This is a genomic window from Mycobacterium sp. GA-1285 (assembly GCF_001499905.1).
Taxonomy (GTDB): Bacteria; Actinomycetota; Actinomycetes; order Mycobacteriales; family Mycobacteriaceae; genus Mycobacterium.
Genome location: NZ_LQIS01000034.1, coordinates 67,357 through 92,249, shown reverse-complemented (window position 1 = coordinate 92,249; position 24,893 = coordinate 67,357). Strand labels below are relative to the sequence as shown.

Sequence of the window (24,893 nt, the reverse complement as noted above, 5' to 3'; positions counted from 1 at the left end):
ACCCCAGTCTCTGGGGTTTCAGTTTCGTCAAAGATCATTCATGAATTGTCATTCCGGTGTGCCGATCGCGTGCGCGGCTCGGTGTCGGGATCGTGCGCTTCGTCCTGGCGGGTCGCCAACACGCTCCAAGCGACCGACGCGGCCAGGGTCACCACGATCACCGAAAGAGTCAGCGGGATGGGAAGTTTGCCGATCGGTGTCTCTGACAGGATGAGCTTCAGCCCGGCGAACGCCAGCAGCACGGCGAGGCCGTAGTGCAGATGAGAAAAGCGGCGCAGTAACCCGGCCAGGCAGAAGTACAGGCTACGCAGTCCGAGCACGGCGAAGGCGTTGGCGGTCCAGACGATGAACGTGCTGGTGGTGATGGCCAGTACAGCGGCCACCGAGTCGATCGCAAAGACGAGGTCGGTCGCCTCCACAGCCACCAGGACGACGAACAACAGCGTGGCCACCCGCTTGCCGTTGACGACGGTGAACAGCCGGTCGCCGTGATAGCGGGGATCGGTCGGCAGCAGGCGACGGACCATCCGCACCACCAGGTTTCGTTCCGGCTGCAGGTCGTCTTTGTTGTGTTTGAACGCCATCTTGTAGGCGGTGTAGATGAGGAACGCGCCGAACAGGTACGCCGTCCAGAAGAACGTCTCGAGCAACTCGACGCCGAGGAAGATGAACACCAACCGAAACAACAGGGCTCCGATCACACCCCAGAACAGCACCTTGTGCTGATAGCGGTCGGGAACCGCGAAGTAAGAGAAGATGAGCGCGAACACGAACACGTTGTCGACCGACAGGGCCTTCTCTATGAGGTATCCCGCGTAGTACGTTCCAGCGACCTCACCGCCATACGCCCACCAGACGACGGCGCCGAAGAGGAGTCCGGCCGCTATCCAGATTCCCGACCACATCGCGGGTTCGCGGAACCCGATGACGTGGTTGTCCCTGTGTAGGAACAGGTCCACCGCCAACATCGCGGCGATGAAAACGGTGAGCGCGAGCCAGCCCCAGACGGGAACGTCGACCACGGTGCTGGTCATCGGGTATCCCGCATGTCCGTTCCGGTGCTGTCCAACAGCTTCTGTCCGCCTACGGCGACGGCGTCGTCGTTCACCGGTCGGGTCGTTTGGTCGGTCGCCGCAAGCATCGTTGGCAATTCCCCTATAGCGAGATCATTTTTACGAATCATAATATACGAAAGAAAATTCGCAATAAGGGAATCAGTCGAACAGCACCGCGGCATTGAGGTAGCCGGACGGGTCGAAGGCCGCCTTCACTGTCCGCATGGCCGCGATATCGGCGTCGGTACGCGACATTGCGAGGTACGGGCGCTTGCGGGTGCCGACGCCGTGCTCGGAGCTGACGTTGCCGCCGAGGTGGGCGATGAGATCCATCATCGCCGAGTACAGGGCGCGCTCCGCTTCGCGGTCGAGCGTGCACCGCACGAGGTTCAGGTGCAGGTTGCCCTCGCCGATATGTCCGAACAGCACCGGGATCGCCTCGGGTGCATGGTCGGCGACGAGTATGGCGGCATCGGCGGCGAACTGCGCGATGACCGCAAGCGGCAGAGACACGTCGAATTTCAGCGGCGGTCCGTACACGCCGAGCACTTCGGCGACGGCCTCGCGCACCTGCCAGAGTCGCTGCTGTGCGGCCGTGTCGACGCCGACGGCTGGTTCACCGCACAGGTCCGCGCCTTCGATCGCGTCGGCCAGCCGCTCGGTCTGGTCAGTGTCGCCCGCCAGTTCGACCAGAAGCTGCCAGGCGCCGTCGACGGGCGCGGGCACCCCGGCATGTTCGGCGATCAGCGCGCTGGCGCGAGCGTCGACCAACTCCAGCGCCGCGATGCCGTCCAGGTCGCGGAAGATCCGCCCGGCGGCGACGAGCGCATCGAGGTCGGAGAACCCGCAGACCGCCGTCACCCGGTGAGGCGGCGTGGGGTGCAGCCTCAGATCGAGCGCGGTGATGACGCCCAAAGTGCCCTCCGCGCCGACGAACAGCGACGCCAGGTCGTAGCCGGTGTTGTCCATCCGCACGCGGCTGTGCCGGTGCAGCATCGAACCGTCGGGCAGCGCGACGTCCAAGCCGATCACCTGCTCGCCCATGTTGCCGTAGCGAACGGTGTGCAATCCGCCCGCATTCGTCGACGCCATCCCCCCGACGGTCGCGGTGTCGCGCGCGGCCAGGTCGACGCCGAACACCAACCCCGCGTCAGCGGCCGCCCGTTGCACGTCGGCCAGAGTCGCCCCGGCGCCCACCGAGATCCGGCGTTCGGCGACGTCGACGTCACCGATGTGGCGCAGCCGCTCGGTGGACAGCAGCACGTCGTCGTGTTCGGGGACGGTGCCCGCCACCAGGGAGGTCCGGCCACCCTGCACGGTGACGTAGGCGCCGGCGTCGCGGCAGGCCCGCAGCACCGCCGCCACCTCGTCGGCCGTCCCCGGCCGCACCAGGGTGCTGGCCCGGCCGCGGTACCGCCCGGTGTGGTCGACGACGCGGGCCACGAGCACGTCGGGATCGGTGCTGACGTAAGCCTTCCCGACGATCTCGGCCAGTCGGTCGGTCATGCTCATCATGCGGGTGTGTCACATGCGCCCAGCGACAGGAACGCGCCCAACTCGATCAAGCGGTCCGGTGTGCTCGGCAGATACTCGGTGAGCGTCTCCGAACGGACGATCACGCTGAGGTACTTCGCGCGACTGACCGCGACATTCAGCCGATTCCTGTTGAGCAGGAACGCGATTCCGCGCGGCACATCATCGATGGAGGACGCCGTCATCGAGACGAACACCACCGGTGCCTGCCTGCCCTGGAACTTGTCGACGGTGCCGACCGCGACACCGGACAGCCCGGCCGCCGCGAAGTGCTCGCGCAGCAACAGCACCTGCGCGTTGTACGGGGCCACGACGAGAACGTCCTTCTGGGTCAGCGGGCGGGTGCCGTCCTCATCGCTCCAGCCGCTGCCCAGCAGCTTCCGTGTCGCCGCGACGATCGCTTCTGCCTCCTCGGGGCTGCTCGTGGAGTTGCCGTCGTGAGCGATGGCCACCACCCGCACGCCAGGATCCTGACCGTCGAGGCGCCGCGCGGCGGGCCCGCCCTCGACGGACCACAGTTTGCCCTCGTATGCCAGTCGCGAGACCTGGGCGCACACCGCCGGATGCATCCGATAGGAGCGATCGAGGAAATAGCCGAATTCCTCAGGCAACGTGCGGTTTTCCCGCACCAGCCAGCCCAGCGCCGACGCGTCGACCGGCTCTGGATGGTGGCCCTGGATGACCTGCGGGAGCTGTTGCGGGTCGCCGAGCAGCATCAGGTTCTCGGCTGCCCTGGCCACGGCGATGGTGTTCGCCAGGCAGAACTGACCCGCCTCCTCGACCACCAGGAGGTTCAAGCTGCGCGCTTCCACGCGAGTGTCGTTCGCGAAATCCCACGCCGTGCCGCCGATGACGCATCCGGCGTGATCGGCGATGAACGCCGCATAGTCGTCTTTGTCGATCGCCTGACAGCCGACGTCCTCGGGACAGTCCTTCTTGGCGATGCGCGCGGGGTCCACCCCGGCCTTGATGAGCTCGCGAAAAAGGTTCTCCACCACCGCATGTGACTGCGCGACGACGCCGACGCGCCACTGATGGTCGTTCACCAGGCGGGCGATGATGCGAGCGGCCGTGTAGGTCTTGCCGGTTCCGGGCGGACCGTGCACCGCCAGATAGGACGAGTCCAGATCGAGCACCGCGGTGGCGATGTCCGTGGTGACATCGCCGGCGTGGGGGAGCGGCGCGCCGCTGCGGGTGCGTGGCGGCCGGCGCAGCAGGATATCGACCACCGCGGTGCGCGGCAGTTCCGGTAGCGTCGCGGCGACCTCGGCGGCCGCGGTGTCGATCGCCTCGCGCAACTTCTTGTTCGGCACGATATTTCGCGGCGTGAGCGCAAACGGCGTCTGGGTGAACGTCCCGGCCGGAGTCTCGCGTTCGCAGATCATTACCCGGGTCGGGACATTCGAGTCGTCGACCCCGATGACGTCGGCATTACCGGCGGCGCGCCGGTCCGCGTTGTCGGCCATGCCTGCGGGCGAGGGCGGTTCATACAGTGCGAACACCTCTTTGCTGACAACACCGCCCTCCAACGCCCCGGTCAGCTCCAACCACCGCTGCTGTTTGCGGGCGCGTGTCGACGGCAGGTGCCAGTCCTTGACCACTGTCGCGCCGTCGGCGTCGACCAGGAACACGTCGCTGGTGTCGCCCCACTCGTCGACGGGGTTGTTCAACCGGTCGAAATGCGCCCACCAGAACGGTTTGTCTTCACGACGGTGATATCCGCGGGCGGCGGCGACCAAGGCCACGGCCGTCTGCTCGGGACTTCGTTCCGCCACACCGTCGCCGGCGAAGTCCAGCAGCGTGCGGGCCAATTGATCGGTGTCCTCGACCGCGACGCTCTGGGTGACGGGCTGCGGTCCGAGCGGCGGGACGCTCGACTCGATGGCGATCTTGATCAGCCAGTCGCGCAGCCGGTGTGTCGATCGGCAGTCGTAGCGGTTGTAGTCCTCGATCTTCTTGAGCATGTTGGCGGCTTCGTCGTCGCGACCTTCGGCGCGCAGCTCACAGAACCGCGCGTACATCGTGATCGATTCCGTTGCGGTGGTGACGTCACCGGTGCGCAATTCGGAACCCATGTAGAGCGGCTCCAAGGACTTCAAGCTGTAGTTCTCCGTGCCCACGCGAATGCTCTTACGCACCAACGGATACAAGTCGACCAGAACGCCGCTGCGCAGCAGGTCGTCGACCTCGTCCTCGCCGACGCCGTAGCGGCCGGCCAGCCGAAGAAGCGCGGTCTTCTCGTACGCCGCGTAGTGGTAGATATGCATCTTCGGAAATCGCTTGCGGCGCTGGCGCACCAGCTTGAGGAAGTCGATGAGGGCCTTGCGCTCGCTCGCCCGGTCGTGCGCCCACAGCGGCCGGAAGTCGCCGCCCGCCTCGAGCACACCCCACATGTACTCCAGGCCCCACTCGTGACCGTCGGAGCCAGATGTCGCCGGCCGAGCGGCTCCGGAAGTCCACAGGGGATCACCCTCGAAGTCGAAGAACAGATCGCCCTTATCGGGGTCGGGGAGCAGCGTCAACGGCTGTGCCTCGACGACCTTGTACGGCGGCTTTCCGTCCACCCGCGGAGCCAGCTGCAGGCGGGCCTGCTCTTGCAGCGCGATGAACGTCCGGGCGGACAGCTCGGCGACCGGGCCTTCGTGTCGCGCAAGTTCGGCGACCGTGGTGATACCCGCGTCGAGCAGACGTGCCCGCTGGCTCACCCGCATGTTCGCCACGAGCAGCAGATCGTCGCTGGCCCGCACCTGGACCTCGCATTCCGGACAGCGGAAACACGCGCGCACGGTCTCGTCGGCCCAGTCGACCGGCGCCCCCGACGCGAAGTGGTCATCGAGCAGCCGCTGCAGTGCTTGGCGCCGCGGCCGATATACCGGAAGCAGCTCGTCGAGGCGGTAGCTCGCGGTCGCGCCGTCGCCGAGCACCAACTCGACCTCGTCGGCCACCGGCACCCCCGCGGCGGTGAGCGTCTCGGCGTAGGCGGCCAACTGCAGCAGCGCCTCCACCTTCACCGAGCGCGCGAGCTTGGTGTCGCGCAACCGATACCGCTCGCCGTCGGCGTCCCGCTCCAAGATCAGGAAGTCGGCGAAACCGACGAACCGGCCGTCGAACATCGCGGCCTGATAGATCACTTCCGCTCTACGCTCGACGGCACGACGCGTCTGGTCGGCGGCGGCGGACAGCCCGTCGACCGTGTAGGGGGGCCTACCGATGATCGCGACTTCGGCCCGGTCGCGGAGCAGATCGAGATGCCGCTGTTCATGCTCATCGCCGAGCTGAGCCGTCCTGGCCAACAGCTCGTCCTCGGTTGCGACGGCGGGACCCCGGCCGACCTTGGCATCGAACGCGCGCAGCAGCGCGTACTCGCAGCGGGCTGCCGCAGCGAGATCGGATGCGCTGTATACGACGCGGGTTTCGGCGCCCTCGGAGGCCACGAACACGCTGCCACTGTATGTGACCCGGGCGACACCTCACCGCTCCGCCGAACGTGGGTTACCCGCACACTCGACGCGGCCCGCGCGTGACACGAGCCCACACTCGACGCAGCCCGCGCGTCACACGAGCCCACACTCGAGCACTCGAGGCCACACTCCTTCGTCCCCAACGCCACGCGTATCCACAGGACCGCCGTTCGCCGGCACGGATCGACCGTTTGCGAGAGACCGCGTACCGACAGTGACCGCATGGATACGAATGCATCGCCGTTCATCGGCACTGAAGCGCTGGCCGCTGGAGTGGTGACAAGGCGGACGTTGGTCAGCCGCCACAACATGATCTATCGGAATGTCTACCTGCTGAAGGGTGCGACGTTGACACCTGACAGACGAGCGGCGGCCGCCTGGTTGTGGTCCGGGCGCAACGCCACCCTCGCCGGATCATCCGCCGCGGCCTTACATGGGTCTCGATGGATCGACGAGGACCTGCCCGCCGAACTGATTCGCGTCGAGGCATGTGATGTCGACGGAATCGTCATCCATCGGGCGAAGCTGCGTGATGACGAAGTCGGCATCGTGCGCGGGATGCCGGTCACCACTCCTGCGCGGACAGCATTCGACCTCGGACGGAGAAACGGGCTCGAGAGAGCGATCATCGCGGTCGATGCATTGGCGAACGTTACTGGTCTCAAGCCGGTCGACGTCGCGCGTCTCGCCGGAAACCATCGCGGCGCACGCGGTGTGGTGCAGTTGCGGCGGGTTGTGGAGCTGATGGACGGCGGGGCCGAGTCACCGCAGGAAACAAGGACACGCCTGCTGCTCATCGCAGCCGAGTTTCCGAGGCCGCAGACGCAGATTGTCGTCGCTGACGAGTACGGCTCCTTCGTCGGCCGCGTAGACATGGGCTGGGAGGAGTTCAAGGTCGGCGTCGAATACGACGGTCCGCAACACTGGGACGATCCGATACAGCACGCCCGCGACATCGACCGGCTGGCCGAACTGGCGGGTCAAGGCTGGCTGATCATCCGGGTCAGTCGCGATCTCTTGCGCAATCGTCCGCATGTCTTTCTCGCTCGCGTACGGGACGCGATGCAGGCGAGAGGCTGGCCGCATTCGGACACGGTTCGGCTCAACGCTCAAATTGCTCGGCTATAGCCCGCCGAGTGTGGGCTCGATACACGTCCGCGCCGCGAAAGGTGTGCGGGTAACCCACGTTCGGCGGAGCCGTCAGCCGGTGTTGCCGATCAGCTCGACACCGTTTCCGTTCCAGCGGAACCTGACCACGCTGTCGAGGCCCGGCACGCCGTTGGAGTAGTGCAGCGCGACCGTGTCGCCGGTGCTCTCCGAGGTGTCGACGCCGTTGAACCCGTAGGTGTCGGGCGCCCCGGATGGGATGAACTTGCCGAGGTGGAACATCACCGCACGCGTGTTGGGGTTGGCGGCGTTGGTGTTGGCCTTGACGATGACGACCGACAGCTGCGCGCATTCGTTGTAGTTGCCGGCGATCGGCTCCGGATTCCAGCCCTGGTTGCTGCGCGGATCGCGGGGCAGCTCGGTCACCGCCCTGGCGATCTCCGGCGCGGCGAGGTCGACCGCGCAGGGGTCGTTGGCCGCCGGAGCGCTGGACGGCGCGGCGTTGGGGGCCGGGGATGGCGCCGCGACCGGGGGAGGTGCGACGGAGGGCACGGCGTCGGGTGTCTTGGAGACGGTGGAGTCGCTCGCACCGCAGCCGACGGCGACCACCAGCATCGCCGAGAGCGTCGCCGCCGGTCGGAGAAGCCCCTTGAGCCGAACCGTGCACATCACCTGAGCCACCCTTGCAAATCGCGTCGAGCAGGTCGCGCCGACACACCGCGTGGCGAATCGGGACGCTCGCTGGCACTAGACTCGACGCCGATGACCTCAGCCGAGTCGGATGCGAGTCCCGACGGCTCGACCGGCGACCTGACCTTCGACGACCTGCAGATTCACCCTTCGGTGCTGCGGGCCGTCGTCGACGTCGGATACGAGACGCCGTCGGCGATCCAGGCGGCCACCATCCCGGCGATGATGGCGGGTTCCGATGTGGTGGGTCTGGCCCAGACCGGTACCGGCAAGACCGCCGCGTTCGCCATTCCGATCCTGTCCAAGATCGACACCGCCAGCCGTGCCACCCAGGCGCTGGTCCTGGCGCCGACGCGCGAACTGGCGCTGCAGGTGGCCGAGGCGTTCGGTCGCTACGGCGCACACTTGCCGGAGGTCAACGTGCTGCCGATCTACGGCGGCTCGTCCTACGGTCCACAGCTGGCCGGACTCAAACGCGGCGCCCAGGTCGTCGTCGGCACACCGGGCCGGGTAATCGACCACCTTGAGAAGGGTCGCCTCGATCTGTCGCGGCTCGATTACCTGGTGCTCGACGAGGCCGACGAGATGCTGCAGATGGGCTTCGCCGAGGACGTCGAGCGCATCCTGGCCGACACCCCGGAGTTCAAACAGGTCGCGTTGTTCTCGGCGACCATGCCGCCGGCGATCCGCAAGATCACCAAGAAATACCTGCACGACCCCGTCGAGGTGACGGTCAAGGCGAAAACGGCGACCGCCGAGAACATTTCGCAGCGCTACATCCAGGTGTCGGGCCACCGCAAGATGGACGCGCTTACGCGGGTGCTCGAAGTGGAGGAGGGCGACGCGATGATCGTGTTCGTCCGCACCAAACAAGCCACCGAAGAGGTCGCCGAACGGCTCAAGGCCAGGGGCTTCGCCGCCGCGGCGATCAACGGAGACATCCCGCAGGCGCAGCGTGAGCGCACCATCGCCGCGTTGAAGGACGGCAGAATCGACATCCTGATCGCGACCGATGTCGCCGCGCGCGGGCTGGATGTCGAACGCATCTCCCACGTCCTGAACTACGACATCCCCAACGACACCGAGTCCTATGTACACCGCATCGGTCGCACGGGACGGGCGGGCCGGTCCGGGGCGGCGCTGCTGTTCGTCACGCCGCGCGAGCGGCACCTGCTCAAGGCCATCGAGAAGGCCACCCGCTCCAAGCTGATCGAGGCGGAACTGCCGACCATCGAGGACGTGAACACCCAACGGGTGGCCAAGTTCCGCGACTCGATCACCGAAGCGCTCAACGCCCCGGGCATCGACGTCTTCCGCAACATCATCGAGGACTACGAACGCGAGCACGACGTGCCGATCGTCGACATCGCCGCGGCGTTGGCCGCCCAGGCGCAGGGCGGTGACGAGTTCTTCATGGTCGAGCCGCCGCCGGAGAAACGACGCGAGCGCGACGAGCGGCCCCGTCGCGACAAGCCCGACCGTAAACCGCGGGACGGGTTGGTCACCTACCGCATCGCGGTGGGCAAGCGGCACAAGGTCGGGCCCGGCCACATCGTCGGCGCGATCGCCAACGAAGGTGGCCTGCACCGCAGCGACTTCGGCCACATCACCATCCGCCCAGACTTCTCGTTGGTCGAGCTGCCCGCCGATCTGCCCAGGAAGACGCTCAAAGCCCTTGAGAACACCCGTATCTCGGGGGTGAAGATCAACCTGCAGCCGGACCGACGGCCGGACAAGGGCCGGCACAAGCAGAGATGACGCTGTCGCGTGGCCTGGACGCGCAGGGCGGTCTGGAATCCGTCGGCAGGCCCGAACGTGTCTCCTCGCTCACCGGTATCCGCGCCGTCGCCGCGTTGTTGGTGATGCTGACCCACGCCGCCTATACGACGGGCAAGTACCCGCAAGGCTATGTCGGTCTGGTGTACTCCCGCGCCGAGATCGGGGTGCCGATCTTCTTCGTGCTCAGCGGATTTCTTTTGTTCTCGCCGTGGGTGAAGGCCGCTCACGCGGAGGCGCCGCCGCCGTCCACGCGCCGCTATGCCTGGCGCCGGGTCCGGCGGATCATGCCGGCGTACGTGGTCACAGTGCTGGTGGCCTACCTCGTCTACCACTTCCGGACCGCGGGCCCGAACCCTGGGCACACCTGGGAGGGGTTGCTGCGCAACCTGACTCACACCCAGATCTACACCGACAACTACCTGTACTCGTATCTGCACCAAGGGCTTACGCAGATGTGGAGCCTGGCCGTCGAGGTCGCTTTCTATGTAATGCTGCCGCTGCTGGCCTGGCTGCTGCTGGTGGCCCTGTGTCGACGACGGTGGCGGCCCGGCCTGCTGATCGGAGGTCTGGTCGCACTGGCCCTGATCACTCCCGCATGGTTGATCCTGGTGCACACCACCGACTTTCTGCCCGACGGTGCGAGGCTGTGGCTGCCGGCATATCTGCTCTGGTTCATCGGCGGGATGTTGCTCGCCGTGTTGCAGCCGCTTGGCGTGCGGGCGTACGGCCTCGCGTGCATCCCGCTGGCGGTGGCGTGCTACTTCATCGTCTCCACACCCATCGCGGGCGAGCCCACCACCTCGCCCAGTGAGTTGCGCGAGGCGTTGGTGAAGGCGTTGTTCTACGCGGTGATCGCGACGTTGGCGGTGGCGCCGCTGGCGCTCGGCGACCGCGGGATCTACGCCCGCGTGCTGTCCAGCCGGCCGATGGTGTTCCTCGGCGAGATCTCCTACGAGATCTTCCTGATCCACTTGATCACGATGGAACTGGCGATGGTGGAGATCCTGCACTATCCGATCTACACGGGTTCGATCGTGATGCTCTTTCTCGTCACCTTCGTGATCACCGTCCCGCTGGCGTGGCTGTTGCACCGGTTCACCCGGGTGCGATCCTGACGGCCTCTCTGGCACTAACCGGTTGATCGCACTTACCGGCTGCATGGGATCCACCGGTTAAGCGTCGCTTGTGGGTTAGGGTAGCCTAACCAGAACATCGACACGGAGGGCCAGTTATGTCGGACAAGAAGAAAACGCGCGGTTTCCAGGGTGCGGTGCTCAAACTCCTGCGCGCGGGCGACTATCGGCTGACCGTGACGGGTAAGCGCGAGATCAGCCCGCACTACCTGCGGCTGAGCTTCGACGCGGGCGGCATGCTCGAAGGCTCGCCGCTGCACCCGACGATGTGGATCCGCATGTGGTTCGCCGACGGCGACAAGCTGCATCAGCGCGGCTACACCCTGGTCGACCCGAACCCGGCGGCCGACACCGTCGACATCGAGTTCGCGCTGCACGACGGGATCGCATCGCGCTGGGCGGAGAACGCCCAACCCGGCGACACGATCGAGGTGACGGTGCTCGGCAGCAACTTCAGGCTGCCCGAACCGCCGCCGGCCGGTTACGTGATCGTCGGAGACACCGCATCGCTGCCCGCCATCAACTCGCTGCTGACCGCGATCGGCGACACCCCGGCGCGGGTGTTCCTGGAGGCGGCGCACGACGACGACCGACAGCTACCGGTCGCGCGCAGCACCGACGTGATGTGGGTGGACCGCAAGAACGCGGGCGAGGCGCTGGTCGAAGCCGTTGCCGCCGCGGCGTTCGAGGCCCCCGACCACTTCGGATGGGTCGCATGCGACAACCGCACGACGCGCGCGGTGGCGAAGGTCTTGCGCGAGGAATACAAGATCTCGAAAAAGTCGATGAAGGCCCAAGCGTATTGGGTCGCCTGACGGCTCCGAGCGTATTGGGTCGCCTGACGGCCCGGCGAATTGGTCGCCTGACGGCTCCGGGCGCTACTGGGTGGCCTGACGGCTCGGCAGCACGATCGGTACGACGAACTCCTCGAGCATGGACCGTTCGTCGTCCTCGTCGTGACCGGGGAACAGCATCAGCGAGGTCATCACCCGCACCAGCCACCGGGCACGGTGCGCGACCAGTTCCGGGTCGTCGGGACCGAGGGAGATGACGAACGCCTCGGTCAGCGCCTTGATCACCTCGGACTCCTCGGCCATCTCCGCACCGATCGGTCGCTGAGTCGTGGCGAACCACGATGCCAGGGCCGGGCTTTCGCGGACGTTGCGCAGCGAGGCCAACATCCCCTCGATCAGGCGCTCCCGCGGATCGGTCAGCGCATTGATCTGCTCGGTCATCTCGCGGTAGAGCCGGTAGCTCTCCCGGTGCACATACGCGGTGTAGAGCGCCTCGCGGTTCTCGAAATAGCGGTACAGCGTCGCGCGCGAACATCCTGCCGCCGAAGCGATCTCGTTCATGCCGACCGTGGCGGCCTCTTTCTGGGCGAACAGCTCACCCGCAGCGTCCAGGATTCGGTCCGCGGCCACCTCGGTGCGGCGCGCGGCCAACCAGTCGCCGGCCATCAGGCGGTCACCTCGAACGGGACCGACAGCGGCCGTCGTACGTAACTGCCACCGGCCCATACGATTCCGCTCTCGTCGACCTCGAAATCCGGGATGCGCGTGAGGAGTTCGGTCAAAGCGACGCGGGACTGCATCCGCGCCGCCGCCGCACCGAGGCAGTGGTGCGCGCCGTGGCTGAAGGTCAGGATGTTGCGCGGTTTGCGCGTCACGTCGAGTTCGGATGCGTCGTCGCCGAACTGGCGTTCGTCGCGGTTGGCCGACGCATAGAGCAACAGGACCCGCCTGCCCTGCGGAATGGTGGTGTCGGCGACCGTCACGTCGCGGGTGACGGTGCGGGCCAGCCCCTGCACCGGCGAGGTCATGCGCAGGAACTCGTCGATGGAATCCGCTACCAGCTCGGGGTTTTCGACGAGAAGGCGGCGCTGGTCGGGTCGCTGGTGGAGCAGCTGGACCGAGCCGCCGAGCATGCCGGTGGTGGTGTCGTTGCCGCCGGTGACCATGGTGAAGGTGAACGCCAGGATCGACAGCACGCCGGCGATGTCGCCGTCGGCCCCCACTCCCGCGGCCACCAGATGTGACACGGTGTCGTCCTCGGGCTCGACGCGGCGGCGCTCGATCAAATCGGTGAAGTAGGCCATCATCTCGCCCAGATTGTCGCCGAGCGTCTCCAGCGCACCGCCGATTCCGCCGTCGACGGTGTTGGCCGCGACGATCGCCTCGGTCCAGCCGTCGAACTTGTCGCGGTCGGCCTCCGGTACCCCGAGGTAATGCGCGACCACCATCGACGGCAAAGGCTTGAACAGCTCGGCGACGATGTCGCCACCGCCGTCGGCGCGCAACCGCTCGATCCGCTCGACGACGTAGTCGCGGACCTTGGGCTCGACCGCCTCGACCTGACGCGGCGTGAAGCCTCGCGACACCAACTTGCGGAACTCGGTGTGCACCGGCGGGTCCTGCATGACCATCGGCGGATTGTCGGCCAGGCCGATCAGTTCGAGCTCGCCGTAGTTGACCGTGAGCCCCTGCGCCGAGGAGAACGTCTCATGGTCACGCGCGGCGGCCCAGATGTCGGCGTGCCGCGACATGACGAAATAGTCGTGATCGGGCCGGTCCCGCGGCACGACGTGATGGACGGGGTCGTGGTCACGCAGCGCGCGATACATCGGCCAGGGATCGGCCCACGTGTCGGCGTTCGGGAGCTGATATCCAACCGGCGTGTCATGAGACAAGGTAGCCGTCACGTCTCATTCGTACGACACTATGCGGCAACCTGTCAATACCATCGACGTCGAAGCCGACGGTTTGGTCGCTAATCGCGGTGATCTGTCGCCATTACGTCGGTCTCGACGAGGAACGGAGCTAAATCGCCGCGCCCGGATTGAGGATGTTGTCCGGATCGAGCGCCTGCTTGATCCGCCGGTTGAGTTCCATCGCCTCCGGGCCGATCTGACCGGCCAGCCACGGCCGCTTGAGCCTGCCGACCCCGTGTTCGCCGGTGATCGTGCCGCCCAGGCTCACGGCCAGGTCCATGATCTCGCCGAACGCTTGGTGTGCGGCTTCGGTCATCGCGGGATCGGTGGGGTCGTAGACGATCAGCGGGTGCGTGTTGCCGTCACCGGCGTGCGCGATCACCGAGATCAGCAATTCGTGGTTGGCCGCGATCTTCTCGACCCCGCCGACCAGATCGGCCAACGCCGGCAACGGCACTCCGACGTCCTCGAGCAGCAGCGAGCCCTTCAGCTCGACGGCCGGAATGCAGAACCGCCGAGCGGCGACGAAGGCCTCGCCCTCCTCGGGGTCGGACGTCGAAAACACTTCCTTGGCGCCGTGTTCGGTGAAGACGTCGGCCATGAACCGGGCGTCCTCGGCGCCGGACGGACCCCGGTCGTCGGAGGCGGCCACCAGCATCGCGGCGGCGCTGCGGTCGAGGCCCATCTTCAGCTTGTCCTCGACGGCGTTGATGGCGGCCGAGTCCATGAACTCCAGCATCGAAGGCCGGATCTTCGCCGTGATCGCGACGACGGCCGTCGCGGCAGCCTCCACCGAACCGAAGGACGCCACCACGGTGCACGCCGCGGACTGCGCCGGCAGCAGTTTCAGCGTCACCTCGGTCACCACGCCGAGCGTGCCCTCGCTGCCGACGAACAATTTCGTCAACGGAAGGCCTGCGACGTCTTTGAGCCGTGGACCGCCGAGCCGCACCGCCGTGCCGTCGGCGAGCACCACCTGTAACCCGAGCACGTAATCCGTTGTGACGCCGTACTTCACACAGCACAGACCGCCCGCGTTGGTGGCGACGTTGCCGCCGATGCTGCAGATCTCGAACGACGACGGGTCCGGCGGATACCACAGCCCGACCTCGGCGACCGCCCTCTTGACCTCCGCGTTGAGCAGACCGGGCTGGACGACGGCGGTGCGGGTCACGGGGTCGACGGTGATGTCGCGCATCTTCTCGGTCGTCAGCACGATGGCGCCGTCGAGGGCCGAGGCGCCGCCGGACAGGCCGGTACCCATACCGCGCGGCACGATCGCGACCTTGTTGGCGGTGGCCCAGCGCAGGACGGCCTGCACGTCCTCTGTGGAGCGCGGCCGCGCCACGGCCAGCGGCGTGCCCGCGTTCGGATCGAACGCCCGGTCCTGCCGATAGGACCCCAGAATGTCCGCATCGGTGACCACGGCGCCTTCGGGCAGTGCGTCGATGAGATCGGCAAGGGGTGACTCCACAGCGCAATGGTACGAGCCGCACGGTGGACAGGATCGCGGCCGAGTCACGCCGGCAAAACAACCCGCGATCGCCCGACAGGGTCCGGCCCGCTAAACCGTTGGGGAGCAGTCGAGTTCACGGAGCGCGGGCAGGAACACGGCGATGATGCCCAACAGCAGCATCGGCAGCGCGAGCGCCAGGAACGTGACGTGCAGGCCGGCCGAGTCGGCCAGCGGTCCGGCGACGATCAGGCCAAGAGGTCCCGCGGCGTAGGCCAGCGACCCCATCACCCCCACCACCCGGCCGCGCAGGTGTTGCGGTGCCCGAGTCTGCATGACGTAGTTGTAGATCGGCGCGATCGGCCCGTAGACCAGGCCGACGATCGCCGAGAGCACCAGGATCAGCGGTAGCGGCGGCAGGAACGCGATGACCGTCATCGCGGCGCCGAGCGTCAGCACCGCGGCCAACATCGTCACCCTCCTGCTGATGTACTTCGACGACACCGCGTAGCCGAGCGCGCCCACCAGGCCACCGATGCTCAACGCCATCAGCACCCAACCGAGTTGCACGGGTTCGTCGCGGTCGGTGAAGTACTTGGGGAACAGGACCGACTCCATCGGCATGTAGAGCCCGGTTGCCACCAGGTCGACGACCGCCAGCGTGCGCAGCACCTTGTTGTGCCAGACGAACCTGAGCCCTTCCACGACGCCCGCCCACACCCCCTCGGGCAACGAGGTGCGGTCGGGCGTTCCGGCCCCTTCCAACCGCAGGACCGCGATCGCGGCTATCGAGGTGACGAACGCCGACGCGGTGACCCACATCGTGTCGATGCCGCCGAGCGTGGCGATCAGCAGGCCGCCGATGCCAGGCCCGACGATGTAGGCGAGGTTGAACACCGCCTCGTAGACGCTGTTGGCGCGGTCCAGCGTCCATCCGGCACGCGTCGCCGCTTCGGGCAGCATCGTCTCGCGAGCGGTCATACCCGCCGGGTCGAAGAAGGCGCCCAGTGCGGCCAACGTGGCGAGCACCGCGACGTTGACGGACTCGACGCCGAAGGTCACGGCGAGCACGGGCACGGCGGCCACCGACAGCGCAGACAAGGCGTCGGAGATCATCGAAACCCGTCGTCGGCCCAGGTAGTCCACCGCGGCCCCCGCGATCAGCGTCGCAACCAACAGCGGGAGCGAGCCCGCCATCGCCACCATCGACGCGTCGAGCGCAGATCCGTTGCGCTGCAACACCAGCCACGGGAACGCGACGAGCGATATGCCGTTGCCGGCACCGGCCATCAGCGCGGCGAACAGAATCAGCAGTAGGGGGCCGCGCCTGCTATCCGTCATGAGTTATCGCGGCAGAATGTAACAGCGCTCGAGGCCGCTCGGCATCTGAATTCCCCACCGTGCACAGTGGAGCTGTGCAGCTCTTGCCCCACCCGCGGACCGGTGCGCGGTTCGCGTCGCCGGTTCCTCCTGGCTCGGGTTGGCCGGGTGACCCCGCCACACCTCAGACCGCCGTCGCTACGACCGCGGCACAGGTCGTGTCGATGGCCGCGGCGACGCAGTCACTCGACGAGCTCGACGCCGAGGTATCGGTGTGCCGGGCCTGTCCCCGTCTGGTCGAGTGGCGGGAGGAGTCCGCCGTCGTCAAGCGCAGGTCGTTCGCCGACGAGCCGTACTGGGGCCGTCCGGCACCCGGCTGGGGATCATCACGGCCGAAGGTGTTCGTCGTCGGCCTCGCGCCCGCTGCGCACGGCGCGAACCGCACCGGTCGGATCTTCACCGGTGACCGGTCGGGTGATTTCCTGTTCGCGGCGCTGCACCGGGTAGGGCTGGCGAACCAGGCGCTGTGTGTGGACGCCGCAGACGGGTTGACGCTCAACGCAACCCGAGTTGCCGCTGCCGTGCGCTGCGCCCCGCCCGCCAATGCTCCGACGCCGGCCGAACGGGCGACGTGTGCGCCGTGGCTGGACGCCGAATGGCGGCTGGCGGCGGCACACGTGCGGGTGGTCGTCGCGCTCGGCGGGTTCGCCTGGCGCGCCGCTCTGCAGATGCTGCGCACGGGCGGGGTGTCGATACCGGCGCCCGCCCCGAAGTTCGGCCACGGGGTCACGGCCGAGCTGAGCGGCGTCTCGTTGGTGGGCTGCTATCACCCGAGCCAGCAGAACACCTTCACCGGCAAGCTGACCCCGCAGATGTTCGACGACGTCTTCCGCAAGGCCAAGGCGCTAGCGTCCGTCGGATAGTCGCGAACTGGGCGGCGGCCAACTCGCGGCCAACTCGCCATGGTGATGTTTCGCCGCAGCAACACGCTGGCCGTCGCCCGTGAGCTCGCGATGCGGGTGATGAGCGTGGAGATGGCGTTGCGCCCCATCCAGCGCCTCCTGCGACGACACCCCGACCCCGAAGCGCTGGTCAAAGCGGTACGGGGAAGGTCCGTGCGGCCGAAAGCGTTGTGACTGCCATGCGCCTTTCAGTCCTCGATCTCGTGCCCGTGCGCACCGACCAGTCGACCTCCGACGCGCTGGCGGCGTCGACGCAGCTCGCGCAGACCGCCGACCGCCTCGGCTACACCCGGTACTGGGTCGCCGAGCACCACAACATGCCCTCGGTGGCGGCGACCAGCCCGCCGGTCCTCATCGCGCACCTGGCCGCCCACACCCAACACATGCGGCTCGGGTCGGGCGGGGTGATGCTGCCCAACCATGCGCCGCTGGCCGTCGCCGAGCAGTTTGCGCTGCTGGAGGCGGCCCATCCCGGTCGCATCGACCTCGGCATCGGCCGGGCGCCGGGCTCGGACCCGGTGACGTCGATGGCGCTGCGCGGCGCCGCCGGTCGCGACGATCGCGATATCGAGGCCTTCCCCGACTATCTCGACGACGTCGTCGCGCTGATGGGCGCGCGCGGTGTCCGTGTCCCGATCCCCAATCAGCGCTACATTCTCAAGGCGACACCTGCGGCGGCGACCGAGCCGAAGCTGTGGCTGCTCGGGTCGTCGATGTACTCGGCGCACCTGGCCGCCGCGAAGGGGCTGCCCTACGTGTTCGCCCACCACTTCTCGGGCCAGGGCACCGCTGAGGCCCTCGAGGTGTACCGCTCGGAGTTCCGGCCCAGCGAGTCGGCGCCCGAACCAGTCACGTTCCTGACCGTCAACGCGGTCGTCGCCGAAACACACGACGAAGCAGAAGCGTTGGCGTTGCCCAACCTTCAGATGATGGCGCGGCTGCGCACCGGCCAGCCGTTGGGGCCGCTGGATCTCGTCGAGGACGCCGAACAGCAGGAACTCGCACCGCAGGCGCAGCGCATCGCCGAAGCCGCTTTCGGGCGCGCCGTCGTCGGCGATCCGACAGAGGCGGCCGAGCAGGTGCGCGCGTTGGCCGACCGGTTCGGCGTCGACGAGGTCATGATCAATCCGGTGGCCTCGGCCCGCCGCGGCACCGATCCGGCGACCGCGCCGGCCCGCGACAAGACGCTCGAATTGCTGGCCAAGGAGTTGTTCTAGGCCGGAGTCAACCTGACCACCGGGATGGGACGAGACGTCCGCTTCTGGTACCCGATGTAGCGGTCCTTGTTGCCGCGCATGTCGTTGACGATCCTCCACAGCCGCGGGAAATCCGGATCGTCGTGAGTGACGGGCGTGGCGGTCACCTTGATGCGCTTGGGCCCCACGTTGATCTCGACGTTCGGATTGGCCTTGAGGTTGTGATACCAGCCCGGCGCCTTCGGCTCGCCACCCTTGGACGCGACGACCAGATAGTCGTCCCCGTCGCGGGCATACGCGAGCGAATTCGACCGCTGCAAACCGGTTTTCGCGCCGACCGTATGCAGGATCAGCATCGACGGTGCACCGGGGATCGTGTGGCCGATGCGGCCGTTGGTGCCCTTGTAGAGCTTGTCGTGCAGCAACAGCATCGGGTAACCGATGTACTTCTCGTACCAGGGCATGCTCATGGGGTTCAGTCTTGCGCAGCCGAGTCGAGTTCCGCCAGGGCTTCGCGCAGCAGCCGTCCCGACTCCTCCCGGTCCGGGTCGCGGCGAAGGAGCATGTTCTTGGCGAACGAGAGCTTGTCGCCCTCCTGTCGCGGCAGGACGTGCAGATGGATGTGGAACACCGTCTGAAATGCGGCCCTGCCGTCGTTGATCACCACATTGTTGCCGTCGGCGTGAAGTCCGGACCGGCGTGCGGCGCGCGCGATCCGCTGACCCACCCGCGCCAGGGTGGCGACCGTCTCGGGCGGCGTGTCGGTCAGGTCCACCGTGTGCCGCTTCGGGATCACCAGAGTATGGCCGCGGCTGAACGGACGGATGTCGAGGATGGCGAGAACGTCGTCGTCTTCGTAGATGCGGATGGCCGGGGCCTCGCCGGCGACGATGCCGCAGAACACACAGGACATGCCGCCACGGTAGCGGTTCTCCGTCGCTCGCTTGTCTTCGCGGGCGTCGTCGGACAGGCACGGTTGCCCGTGTCCTAAGCCGCGGCCTCGGAAAGGACCTCCCGCCACGCCGCGAGCTTGTCGACGAATCGCATGGTCTGCGCCGGGCTCGTCGACGGCAGCCGTCGGTAGCGCAAATCGTTGGCGACGGAGACGAGTCGGGTGTAGTTCTTCTCCGCTGCGGCGCCGTTGAACAGCACCCGCCTGACGCTGTGGTGCTCATCGAAGAACTGCTGAAAATCGTTCGGCACCATGCTCTCCCGCCGAACCGCGGAATCCAGGCTGCCCTCACGCCGACACGAGCGCAGCACGTCCCAGACCGCGATCCCATTCGCTGTCAGCGTGGCACAACGCTGCCCGTACGGCGCGTCGGATGCGAACCCGAGGATTTCGCCCATGATACGCCAGAAGGCATTGCGTGGATTGCCGTAGTACTGCTGCGCGGCGAGCGACATGACGCTGGGCATATTGCCCAGGATCAAGATGTGAGCTCTTTCGCCGACGATCGGCGGAAATCCGTACAGCACCGGCGAACCCATACTTCGACTATCGCATGCGGTATACGTTGGGCCGGTGGCCGATGACTTCGACGTCGAAGGGTCCGGTCTGCTCGACGGGCTCGATGGCGATGAGCGCGCCCAGCGCGCCGAACTGATCGCGTGGTTGGTGAGTAGAGGCATCGACGTCGAGGTGATCCGAAACGCCTTCCTGCCGATGCTCCTTGCCGCGCGTCAAGCCCTCGGCGACGACGGGGTCTACGTCTCCGCGCGGGAAACAAGCCAAAAGACCGGCATCGATCTCGAACTGCTGCAGCGCATTCAACGCGCCATGGGGCTCCCGACAGTCGACGATCCCGACGCGAAGGTCCACCTGCGCGCCGACGCCGAAGCCGCCGCGTACGCTCAGCGCTTCATCGAGATCGGGTTCCTGCCCGACCAGATCATCCAGATCACCCGCGTGCTCGCCGACGGACTGTCGAAGGCCGCCGAGGTGATGCGGTATGCCGGGCTCGCGTCGGTGCTCGACCCGGGCGCATCGGAAGTCGTCATCGCCAAGAACGCCGAAGCCCTGGTGCGTACCGCCGATCCGCTGCTCGGCCCCATGATCCAGGACATGCTGCGGTTGCAGCTGCGCCACCTGATGGAGACCGAGGCGATCACCGCCTCCGAACGCGCGAAGGGCCAGCGGCTACCCGGTGCCCGGCTGGTGACGATCGCCTTCGCCGATCTCGTCGGTTTCACCAGGCTGGGCGAGGCCGTGCCGCCGGAAGATCTCGAACGGCTTGCCCACCGACTCTTCGAGCTCGCCCGCGAGGCATCCGTCCCGCCGGTGCGGTTCGTCAAGACGATCGGTGACGAGGTGATGCTCGTCAGCCAGGAAGCAGTGCCCCTGCTGGACGTTGCGCTGACCCTGGTCGAGCAGACCAACGACGATGAGGACTTCCCGCGTCTGCGCGTTGGCTTGGCGACGGGAATGGCCGTGAGCCGTATCGGCGACTGGTTCGGCGGAGCGGTCAACCTCGCGAGCCGCGTCTCCGGCGCCGCGCGGCCCGGCTCCGTTCTGATCTCGGAGTCGACGCGCGAGGCGATCGACGACGACGAGCGGTTCTCGTTCTCCTTCGCGGGGGCACGGCGTCTGAAGGGCATCAAATCCGACGTCAAGTTGTATCGCGTTCGCCGCGGGGGAGACTGAGCGGGACTTCTGGGCTTTCATTCGGGGACGGCGGTCGCAGTCGGTGAACTACCATCGACGCATGAGCCGGGTCGTCAAAGCCGTAATGGTCGCGCTGCTCGTCGCATCGTCCGGACTGCTGGGTGTGAGTGCAGCCAACGCCCAGCCGCCGCAGCCGGCGTGCGGGTACACGCTGTCGCCGCCGCAGGTCGTCAACGCCGGTGGAGTGAGCAAGGTGACGGCAACGGTGTCGTTCTACGCATGCGGTGCGCCGTTTCGCCCGGCGATGAGCGTCGCCTGTGTCCACCTCGCCGGCCACGATTCACAGGGGCAGTGCACGCAGGCGCGGGGACCGGCGCCCGCCCAGGTGTTCTTCGAGCCGTACCAGCCAGGCGCGACCTACATCGCGAGCGGACGCGGCTGCGGCAAGGTCTTCGAAGACGCGCTGGAGCCCAACTGCGACATGCTCGGTCCGATCAACGCGACGCTGTAGTGCTGAACCGGCGCAGCCGAAGGCTGTTGCTGACGACGAAAACCGAACTGAACGCCATCGCCGCACCGGCGATCATCGGGTTCAGCAGACCGGCCGCCGCCAGAGGCAACGCAGCGACGTTATAGGCGAACGCCCAGAACAGATTGCCCTTGATCGTCGCCAATGTCCGACGCGACAGGCGAATCGCGTCGGGAACGGCATTCAGGTCGTCGCGCACCAAGGTCAGGTCGCTCGCCTCGATCGCGACGTCGGTGCCGCTTCCCATCGCGAGTCCCAGATCGGCCTGGGCGAGCGCCGCCGCATCGTTGACGCCGTCGCCCACCATCGCGACCACCTTGCCTTCGGACTGCAGACCTTTGACGGCGTCCACTTTGTCCTGCGGCAGCACCTCGGCGACGACATCGTCAATGCCTACCTCCGCAGCGATGGTGCGAGCACAGGCCTCGTTGTCGCCGGTCACCATGATGGGTTTCAACCCCAGCGCACGAAGCCGCGAAATCGCCTCGGGTGACGTGGGTTTGATCGCATCTGCCACCACCAGCACCCCGCGGGCACTGCCGTCCCAGCCCACGACAACCACAGTGCGGCCCTGTGACTCCTCCTGCCGCGCAGCCGCTTTCAACGACTCGGGAAAATCGTGCGACGACAGCAGCCGCTGCCGCCCGACCGTCACCTCGCGGCCGTCGACCCTCCCGCGCACCCCCAGACCGCGCAGGTTGGTGAAGCCCTGAACCGTCGGCAGGTCACCCAGTTTCTCCCGCGCGCCCGTCGCGATCGCCCTGGCGATCGGGTGCTCGGAACCGTCCTCGACCGCACCGGCCATCCGCAGCACCTCGTCGGGCCGTTCACCGTCGGCGGCGACGACATCGACCAACGTCATCCTGCCGGTGGTGATGGTGCCCGTCTTGTCCAGCACGATGGTGTCGATCCGACGGGTCGACTCCAGCACCTCCGGACCCTTGATCAAGATGCCCAGCTGTGCACCGCGGCCCGTGCCGACCATGAGCGCGGTCGGCGTCGCCAACCCCAACGCGCACGGGCACGCGATGATCAGCACGGCCACCGCCGCGGTGAAGGCCGTCGCAACCGATCCGCCGGTACCCAGCCAGAAGCCCAGAGTCGCAACCGATAACGCGATCACGACCGGCACGAACACACCCGAGATCCTGTCGGCCAGTCGCTGTGCAGCCGCCTTCCCGCTCTGGGCGTCCTCGACCAGCCGTGCCATCTGAGCGAGCTGTGTGTCGGCGCCGATCCGCTTGGCCCGCACCACGAGCCGACCGTCGACGTTGACCGTCGCACCGACGACCTCATCACCGGGACCGACGTCCACTGGAACAGACTCGCCGGTCAGCATCGAGGCGTCGACCGCCGAGGCCCCCTCGACCACCACGCCGTCGGCGGCGATCTTCTCACCGGGCCGCACCACGAATTCGTCGCCCACGCCGAGCTGATCGATCGGAATCCGTAGTTCACCAGTATCTTTGCGGACCACGACATCCTTGGCGCCTAGTTCCAGCAGCGCCCGCAGCGCCGCGCCGGCACGCCGCTTGGAGCGCGCTTCGAAGTATCGACCGGCCAAGATGAACGTGGTGACCCCGGCAGCGACCTCGAAGTACACGCTGCCCGAACCGTCGGTGCGTGACAGCGTCAGCTCGAACCCATGCGTCATTCCGGGGGTGCCGGCGGTGCCCCAGAACAGCGCATAGAGCGACCATCCCAGCGCGGCGAGCGTGCCCATCGAGATCAGCGTGTCCATGGTGGCGCTGCCGTGGCGCAGGTTCGCCCACGCCGCACGGTGGAACGGCCAGGCTCCCCACACCACCACCGGCGCCGTCAGTGTCAGCGAAAGCCACTGCCAATTGGTGAACTGCAGTGCCGGGATCATCGCCATCGCAATCACCGGAACCGTCAGCGCGAGTGAGACCAGCAGCCGAATCCGCAGCGCGGCGGTCGGATCGTCTTCGACGACGGTTGCCCGTTCGGTGGGCAGATGCGCTTGATAGCCGGCGTCTTCCACCGTGGCCACCAACGCCTCCGGCGTCACGTCTGCGCTGTATTCGACGCGCGCCTTCTCGGTGGCGAAGTTGACGGTGGCGGTCACGCCGTCGATCTTGTTGAGCTTGCGCTCGATTCGGTTGGCGCATGACGCACAGGTCATGCCGTCGATCGACAGCTCGATCGTGTCAGTGGCCATGGCCGGCCTCGCCGCGATCGTCTGTGGGGACGGGCGGCTGCGCGGAGGGATCGACCGACACGGTGAATTCGGCCGTGCGCACGACGTCGCGGTGCTGGAAATCAAGGAACAGTCGATACTGCCCGGCGCTGGGGAACGTGGTGTGAAACTCGATTGCCGGCCCCGGGCGAGTACGGGCATCGCCGACTCCACCCAGCGGATGCACATGCAGGTATGCGAGGTCGGCGGCCCGCAGCGCGACGAGATGACCGTAGGCACCCAGGTACGGTTGCAGGTCGTAGACCGGAACGCCGTCGCGGTGGACGGTCAGCGAAAGAGTCGATGCCTCACCGGTTTTCGGAACACCGCTGAGTGTGACGGTGTACTCGTCGACGGCCGCTGACGTATCGACCGCAGGCAGCGGCACAGGGGAGTAGGGGCCCGCGACGTGCACGTTGGCGCCGAGGGTCAGCGCGGGACCGTCGGTGGGCACGAAGTCGGCGAAGACTCGGTAGTCGCCCGAGCGACTGAAATCCACGGGAGTCCGCCACGTGCCGCGGTCGTCGAGCACGGGGTGAACGTGCTGGAACGCGGACAAGTCGTTGCGAACCACAATCAAATGCATCAGCTTCTCGTGCGTTTCGTCGAATTGCGTCACGGGAGCACCGCGTTGGTCGAGGACCCTGAACTCCAGCGGCCAGGTTCGGTTCGCCGGCGGGAGCGGTTGAGCCACGTCCAGCGTGTAGCCGCTCTCGGTCACCTGTAAGCCACCGGGAGCCTCGACGGGCTGAACATCGTATGCGGCGGAGTGTCGCTCTGCAGCGACGTCACTCTCGGGACCGAACGACCGGCCGACCCACACCGATGCCGCGAACACCACCGCGAGTATGGCGATGAACGCGACGATCCGAGGCGTGGTCTTCATCAGCTTGCCAACCGGTAGCCGGCTTCTTCCACGGCGCTCCTGATCGCGTCGGTTCCAACGGGTGCGACACTGTCGATGGTCACCGAACCGCTGGCGACATCCACCTCGACCGACTTCACGCCCGGAATCTCGGCGAGTTCCTCGCGCACCGACGCGGCGCAATGTTGGCAGGTCATTCCGGTGACGGTGACAGTGGTGGTAGCCATGAAGCCAGGATACTCCATACCCCCTAGGGGTATCACTTCCGATCTGCTGCCAGCCTTCTGCACGACCCCAT

The 24,893-nt window shown here is 67.1% G+C and carries 23 protein-coding genes; 9 read left to right on the top strand and 14 right to left on the bottom strand.

Going from position 1 to position 24,893, the window contains the following annotated elements:
• Nucleotides 1-38 precede the first annotated feature (38 nt).
• From AU193_RS16495 to AU193_RS16485, 3 genes are all read right to left on the bottom strand, one after another.
• Nucleotides 39-1,034, bottom strand: a complete 996-nt coding sequence (locus tag AU193_RS16495; RefSeq protein ID WP_064423447.1) for a TerC family protein — start codon at nt 1,032-1,034, stop codon at nt 39-41.
• Nucleotides 1,035-1,214: 180 nt separating this feature from the next.
• Nucleotides 1,215-2,561: an FAD-binding oxidoreductase gene (locus tag AU193_RS16490; protein ID WP_172798331.1), complete on the bottom strand. Its 1,347-nt coding sequence runs from the start codon at nt 2,559-2,561 to the stop codon at nt 1,215-1,217.
• A 5-nt stretch (nt 2,562-2,566) separates the two neighbouring features.
• Nucleotides 2,567-6,028, bottom strand: coding sequence for a TM0106 family RecB-like putative nuclease (locus AU193_RS16485; protein WP_064423445.1), 3,462 nt, complete (start codon nt 6,026-6,028; stop codon nt 2,567-2,569).
• 243 nt (nt 6,029-6,271) lie between these two features.
• Between AU193_RS16485 and AU193_RS16480 the strand changes: the two genes are divergently transcribed.
• Complete coding sequence (locus AU193_RS16480; protein ID WP_064423444.1) at nt 6,272-7,177, top strand: DUF559 domain-containing protein; 906 nt, start codon at nt 6,272-6,274, stop codon at nt 7,175-7,177.
• A 72-nt stretch (nt 7,178-7,249) separates the two neighbouring features.
• Here the strand turns inward: AU193_RS16480 and AU193_RS16475 are convergent, their stop codons facing one another.
• Entirely contained in the window at nt 7,250-7,825 is a 576-nt protein-coding gene (locus tag AU193_RS16475; protein ID WP_064423443.1) for an LppP/LprE family lipoprotein, read from the bottom strand.
• A 93-nt stretch (nt 7,826-7,918) separates the two neighbouring features.
• Here AU193_RS16475 and AU193_RS16470 point away from each other — a divergent pair, with 93 nt between their 5' ends.
• The 3 genes from AU193_RS16470 (at nt 7,919) to AU193_RS16460 (ending at nt 11,573) form a co-directional block, all read left to right on the top strand.
• Nucleotides 7,919-9,604, top strand: coding sequence for a DEAD/DEAH box helicase (locus AU193_RS16470; RefSeq protein ID WP_064423442.1), 1,686 nt, complete (start codon nt 7,919-7,921; stop codon nt 9,602-9,604).
• Nucleotides 9,601-10,740 (top strand): acyltransferase, encoded by a 1,140-nt coding sequence (locus tag AU193_RS16465; RefSeq protein ID WP_064423441.1) that lies wholly within the window; start codon nt 9,601-9,603, stop codon nt 10,738-10,740. The genes AU193_RS16470 and AU193_RS16465 overlap by 4 nt, the downstream gene beginning before the upstream one ends.
• Before the next feature lie 116 nt (nt 10,741-10,856).
• The gene (locus tag AU193_RS16460) at nt 10,857-11,573 is read left to right on the top strand and encodes a siderophore-interacting protein (RefSeq protein WP_064423440.1); all 717 of its coding nucleotides are present in this window, start codon (nt 10,857-10,859) and stop codon (nt 11,571-11,573) included.
• A 63-nt stretch (nt 11,574-11,636) separates the two neighbouring features.
• On the opposite strand, the gene AU193_RS16455 is transcribed toward AU193_RS16460, so the two are convergent.
• The 4 genes from AU193_RS16455 to AU193_RS16440 form a co-directional block, all read right to left on the bottom strand.
• Nucleotides 11,637-12,218, bottom strand: coding sequence for a TetR/AcrR family transcriptional regulator (locus tag AU193_RS16455; RefSeq protein WP_064423439.1), 582 nt, complete (start codon nt 12,216-12,218; stop codon nt 11,637-11,639).
• Complete coding sequence (locus AU193_RS16450; RefSeq protein ID WP_371259231.1) at nt 12,218-13,381, bottom strand: cytochrome P450; 1,164 nt, start codon at nt 13,379-13,381, stop codon at nt 12,218-12,220. Before AU193_RS16450 ends, AU193_RS16455 begins: the two co-directional genes overlap by 1 nt.
• Before the next feature lie 196 nt (nt 13,382-13,577).
• A complete protein-coding gene (locus AU193_RS16445) occupies nt 13,578-14,942 on the bottom strand; it encodes an FAD-binding oxidoreductase (protein ID WP_064423437.1) in 1,365 nt (454 codons plus the stop codon).
• A 90-nt stretch (nt 14,943-15,032) separates the two neighbouring features.
• Entirely contained in the window at nt 15,033-16,262 is a 1,230-nt protein-coding gene (locus AU193_RS16440) for an MFS transporter (protein ID WP_064423436.1), read from the bottom strand.
• A gap of 83 nt (nt 16,263-16,345) precedes the next feature.
• On the opposite strand from AU193_RS16440, the gene AU193_RS16435 reads away from it, so the two are divergent.
• The 3 genes from AU193_RS16435 to AU193_RS16430 are packed head-to-tail and all read left to right on the top strand — an operon-like array spanning nt 16,346 to nt 18,420.
• On the top strand, nt 16,346-17,164 hold the full coding sequence (locus tag AU193_RS16435; protein WP_082683024.1) for a uracil-DNA glycosylase: 819 nt from the start codon (nt 16,346-16,348) through the stop codon (nt 17,162-17,164).
• Nucleotides 17,165-17,203: 39 nt separating this feature from the next.
• The gene (locus AU193_RS23210; protein ID WP_156425252.1) at nt 17,204-17,377 is read left to right on the top strand and encodes a hypothetical protein; all 174 of its coding nucleotides are present in this window, start codon (nt 17,204-17,206) and stop codon (nt 17,375-17,377) included.
• Between the two features lie 5 nt (nt 17,378-17,382).
• Nucleotides 17,383-18,420: an LLM class flavin-dependent oxidoreductase gene (locus AU193_RS16430; RefSeq protein WP_064423434.1), complete on the top strand. Its 1,038-nt coding sequence runs from the start codon at nt 17,383-17,385 to the stop codon at nt 18,418-18,420.
• Here the strand turns inward: AU193_RS16430 and AU193_RS16425 are convergent.
• The 3 genes from AU193_RS16425 to AU193_RS16415 all read right to left on the bottom strand — a co-directional run bounded on the left by AU193_RS16425 (nt 18,417) and on the right by AU193_RS16415 (nt 19,890).
• A complete protein-coding gene (locus AU193_RS16425; protein ID WP_082683023.1) occupies nt 18,417-18,863 on the bottom strand; it encodes a nitroreductase family deazaflavin-dependent oxidoreductase in 447 nt (148 codons plus the stop codon). The genes AU193_RS16430 and AU193_RS16425 overlap by 4 nt on opposite strands.
• Before the next feature lie 11 nt (nt 18,864-18,874).
• Entirely contained in the window at nt 18,875-19,312 is a 438-nt protein-coding gene (locus AU193_RS16420) for an HIT family protein (protein WP_064423432.1), read from the bottom strand.
• Nucleotides 19,313-19,386: 74 nt separating this feature from the next.
• Nucleotides 19,387-19,890, bottom strand: a complete 504-nt coding sequence (locus tag AU193_RS16415) for a DNA-deoxyinosine glycosylase (RefSeq protein ID WP_064423431.1) — start codon at nt 19,888-19,890, stop codon at nt 19,387-19,389.
• 34 nt (nt 19,891-19,924) lie between these two features.
• Between AU193_RS16415 and AU193_RS16410 the strand changes: the two genes are divergently transcribed.
• Nucleotides 19,925-21,043: an adenylate/guanylate cyclase domain-containing protein gene (locus tag AU193_RS16410; RefSeq protein WP_064423430.1), complete on the top strand. Its 1,119-nt coding sequence runs from the start codon at nt 19,925-19,927 to the stop codon at nt 21,041-21,043.
• A gap of 61 nt (nt 21,044-21,104) precedes the next feature.
• The gene (locus tag AU193_RS16405; RefSeq protein ID WP_082683012.1) at nt 21,105-21,515 is read left to right on the top strand and encodes a hypothetical protein; all 411 of its coding nucleotides are present in this window, start codon (nt 21,105-21,107) and stop codon (nt 21,513-21,515) included.
• On the opposite strand, the gene AU193_RS16400 is transcribed toward AU193_RS16405, so the two are convergent.
• From AU193_RS16400 to AU193_RS16390, 3 genes are read right to left on the bottom strand one after another with little or no spacing between them, the layout of a single operon-like run.
• Nucleotides 21,499-23,712, bottom strand: coding sequence for a cation-translocating P-type ATPase (locus tag AU193_RS16400; RefSeq protein WP_064423428.1), 2,214 nt, complete (start codon nt 23,710-23,712; stop codon nt 21,499-21,501). The two genes, AU193_RS16405 and AU193_RS16400, sit on opposite strands and share 17 nt — an antisense overlap.
• Nucleotides 23,702-24,616 (bottom strand): hypothetical protein, encoded by a 915-nt coding sequence (locus AU193_RS16395; protein ID WP_064423427.1) that lies wholly within the window; start codon nt 24,614-24,616, stop codon nt 23,702-23,704. The genes AU193_RS16400 and AU193_RS16395 overlap by 11 nt, the downstream gene beginning before the upstream one ends.
• Nucleotides 24,616-24,822, bottom strand: coding sequence for a heavy-metal-associated domain-containing protein (locus AU193_RS16390; protein WP_064423592.1), 207 nt, complete (start codon nt 24,820-24,822; stop codon nt 24,616-24,618). Before AU193_RS16390 ends, AU193_RS16395 begins: the two co-directional genes overlap by 1 nt.
• Nucleotides 24,823-24,893 lie beyond the last annotated feature (71 nt).

Coding starts and splice junctions, on each gene's coding strand:
- AU193_RS16460 (WP_064423440.1), top strand. CDS start 10,857: ATGTCGGACAAGAAGAAAACGCGCGGTTTCCAGGGTGCGGTGCTCAAA.
- AU193_RS16390 (WP_064423592.1), bottom strand. CDS start 24,822: ATGGCTACCACCACTGTCACCGTCACCGGAATGACCTGCCAACATTGC.
- AU193_RS16425 (WP_082683023.1), bottom strand. CDS start 18,863: ATGCCCTGGTACGAGAAGTACATCGGTTACCCGATGCTGTTGCTGCAC.
- AU193_RS16415 (WP_064423431.1), bottom strand. CDS start 19,890: ATGGGTTCGCCGGTGCTGTACGGATTTCCGCCGATCGTCGGCGAAAGA.
- AU193_RS16470 (WP_064423442.1), top strand. CDS start 7,919: ATGACCTCAGCCGAGTCGGATGCGAGTCCCGACGGCTCGACCGGCGAC.
- AU193_RS16395 (WP_064423427.1), bottom strand. CDS start 24,616: ATGAAGACCACGCCTCGGATCGTCGCGTTCATCGCCATACTCGCGGTG.
- AU193_RS16455 (WP_064423439.1), bottom strand. CDS start 12,218: ATGGCCGGCGACTGGTTGGCCGCGCGCCGCACCGAGGTGGCCGCGGAC.
- AU193_RS16440 (WP_064423436.1), bottom strand. CDS start 16,262: ATGACGGATAGCAGGCGCGGCCCCCTACTGCTGATTCTGTTCGCCGCG.
- AU193_RS23210 (WP_156425252.1), top strand. CDS start 17,204: ATGGTGATGTTTCGCCGCAGCAACACGCTGGCCGTCGCCCGTGAGCTC.
- AU193_RS16430 (WP_064423434.1), top strand. CDS start 17,383: ATGCGCCTTTCAGTCCTCGATCTCGTGCCCGTGCGCACCGACCAGTCG.
- AU193_RS16490 (WP_172798331.1), bottom strand. CDS start 2,561: ATGACCGACCGACTGGCCGAGATCGTCGGGAAGGCTTACGTCAGCACC.
- AU193_RS16450 (WP_371259231.1), bottom strand. CDS start 13,381: ATGTATCGCGCGCTGCGTGACCACGACCCCGTCCATCACGTCGTGCCG.
- AU193_RS16420 (WP_064423432.1), bottom strand. CDS start 19,312: ATGTCCTGTGTGTTCTGCGGCATCGTCGCCGGCGAGGCCCCGGCCATC.
- AU193_RS16465 (WP_064423441.1), top strand. CDS start 9,601: ATGACGCTGTCGCGTGGCCTGGACGCGCAGGGCGGTCTGGAATCCGTC.
- AU193_RS16400 (WP_064423428.1), bottom strand. CDS start 23,712: ATGGCCACTGACACGATCGAGCTGTCGATCGACGGCATGACCTGTGCG.
- AU193_RS16495 (WP_064423447.1), bottom strand. CDS start 1,034: ATGACCAGCACCGTGGTCGACGTTCCCGTCTGGGGCTGGCTCGCGCTC.
- AU193_RS16475 (WP_064423443.1), bottom strand. CDS start 7,825: ATGTGCACGGTTCGGCTCAAGGGGCTTCTCCGACCGGCGGCGACGCTC.
- AU193_RS16480 (WP_064423444.1), top strand. CDS start 6,272: ATGGATACGAATGCATCGCCGTTCATCGGCACTGAAGCGCTGGCCGCT.
- AU193_RS16405 (WP_082683012.1), top strand. CDS start 21,105: ATGAGCCGGGTCGTCAAAGCCGTAATGGTCGCGCTGCTCGTCGCATCG.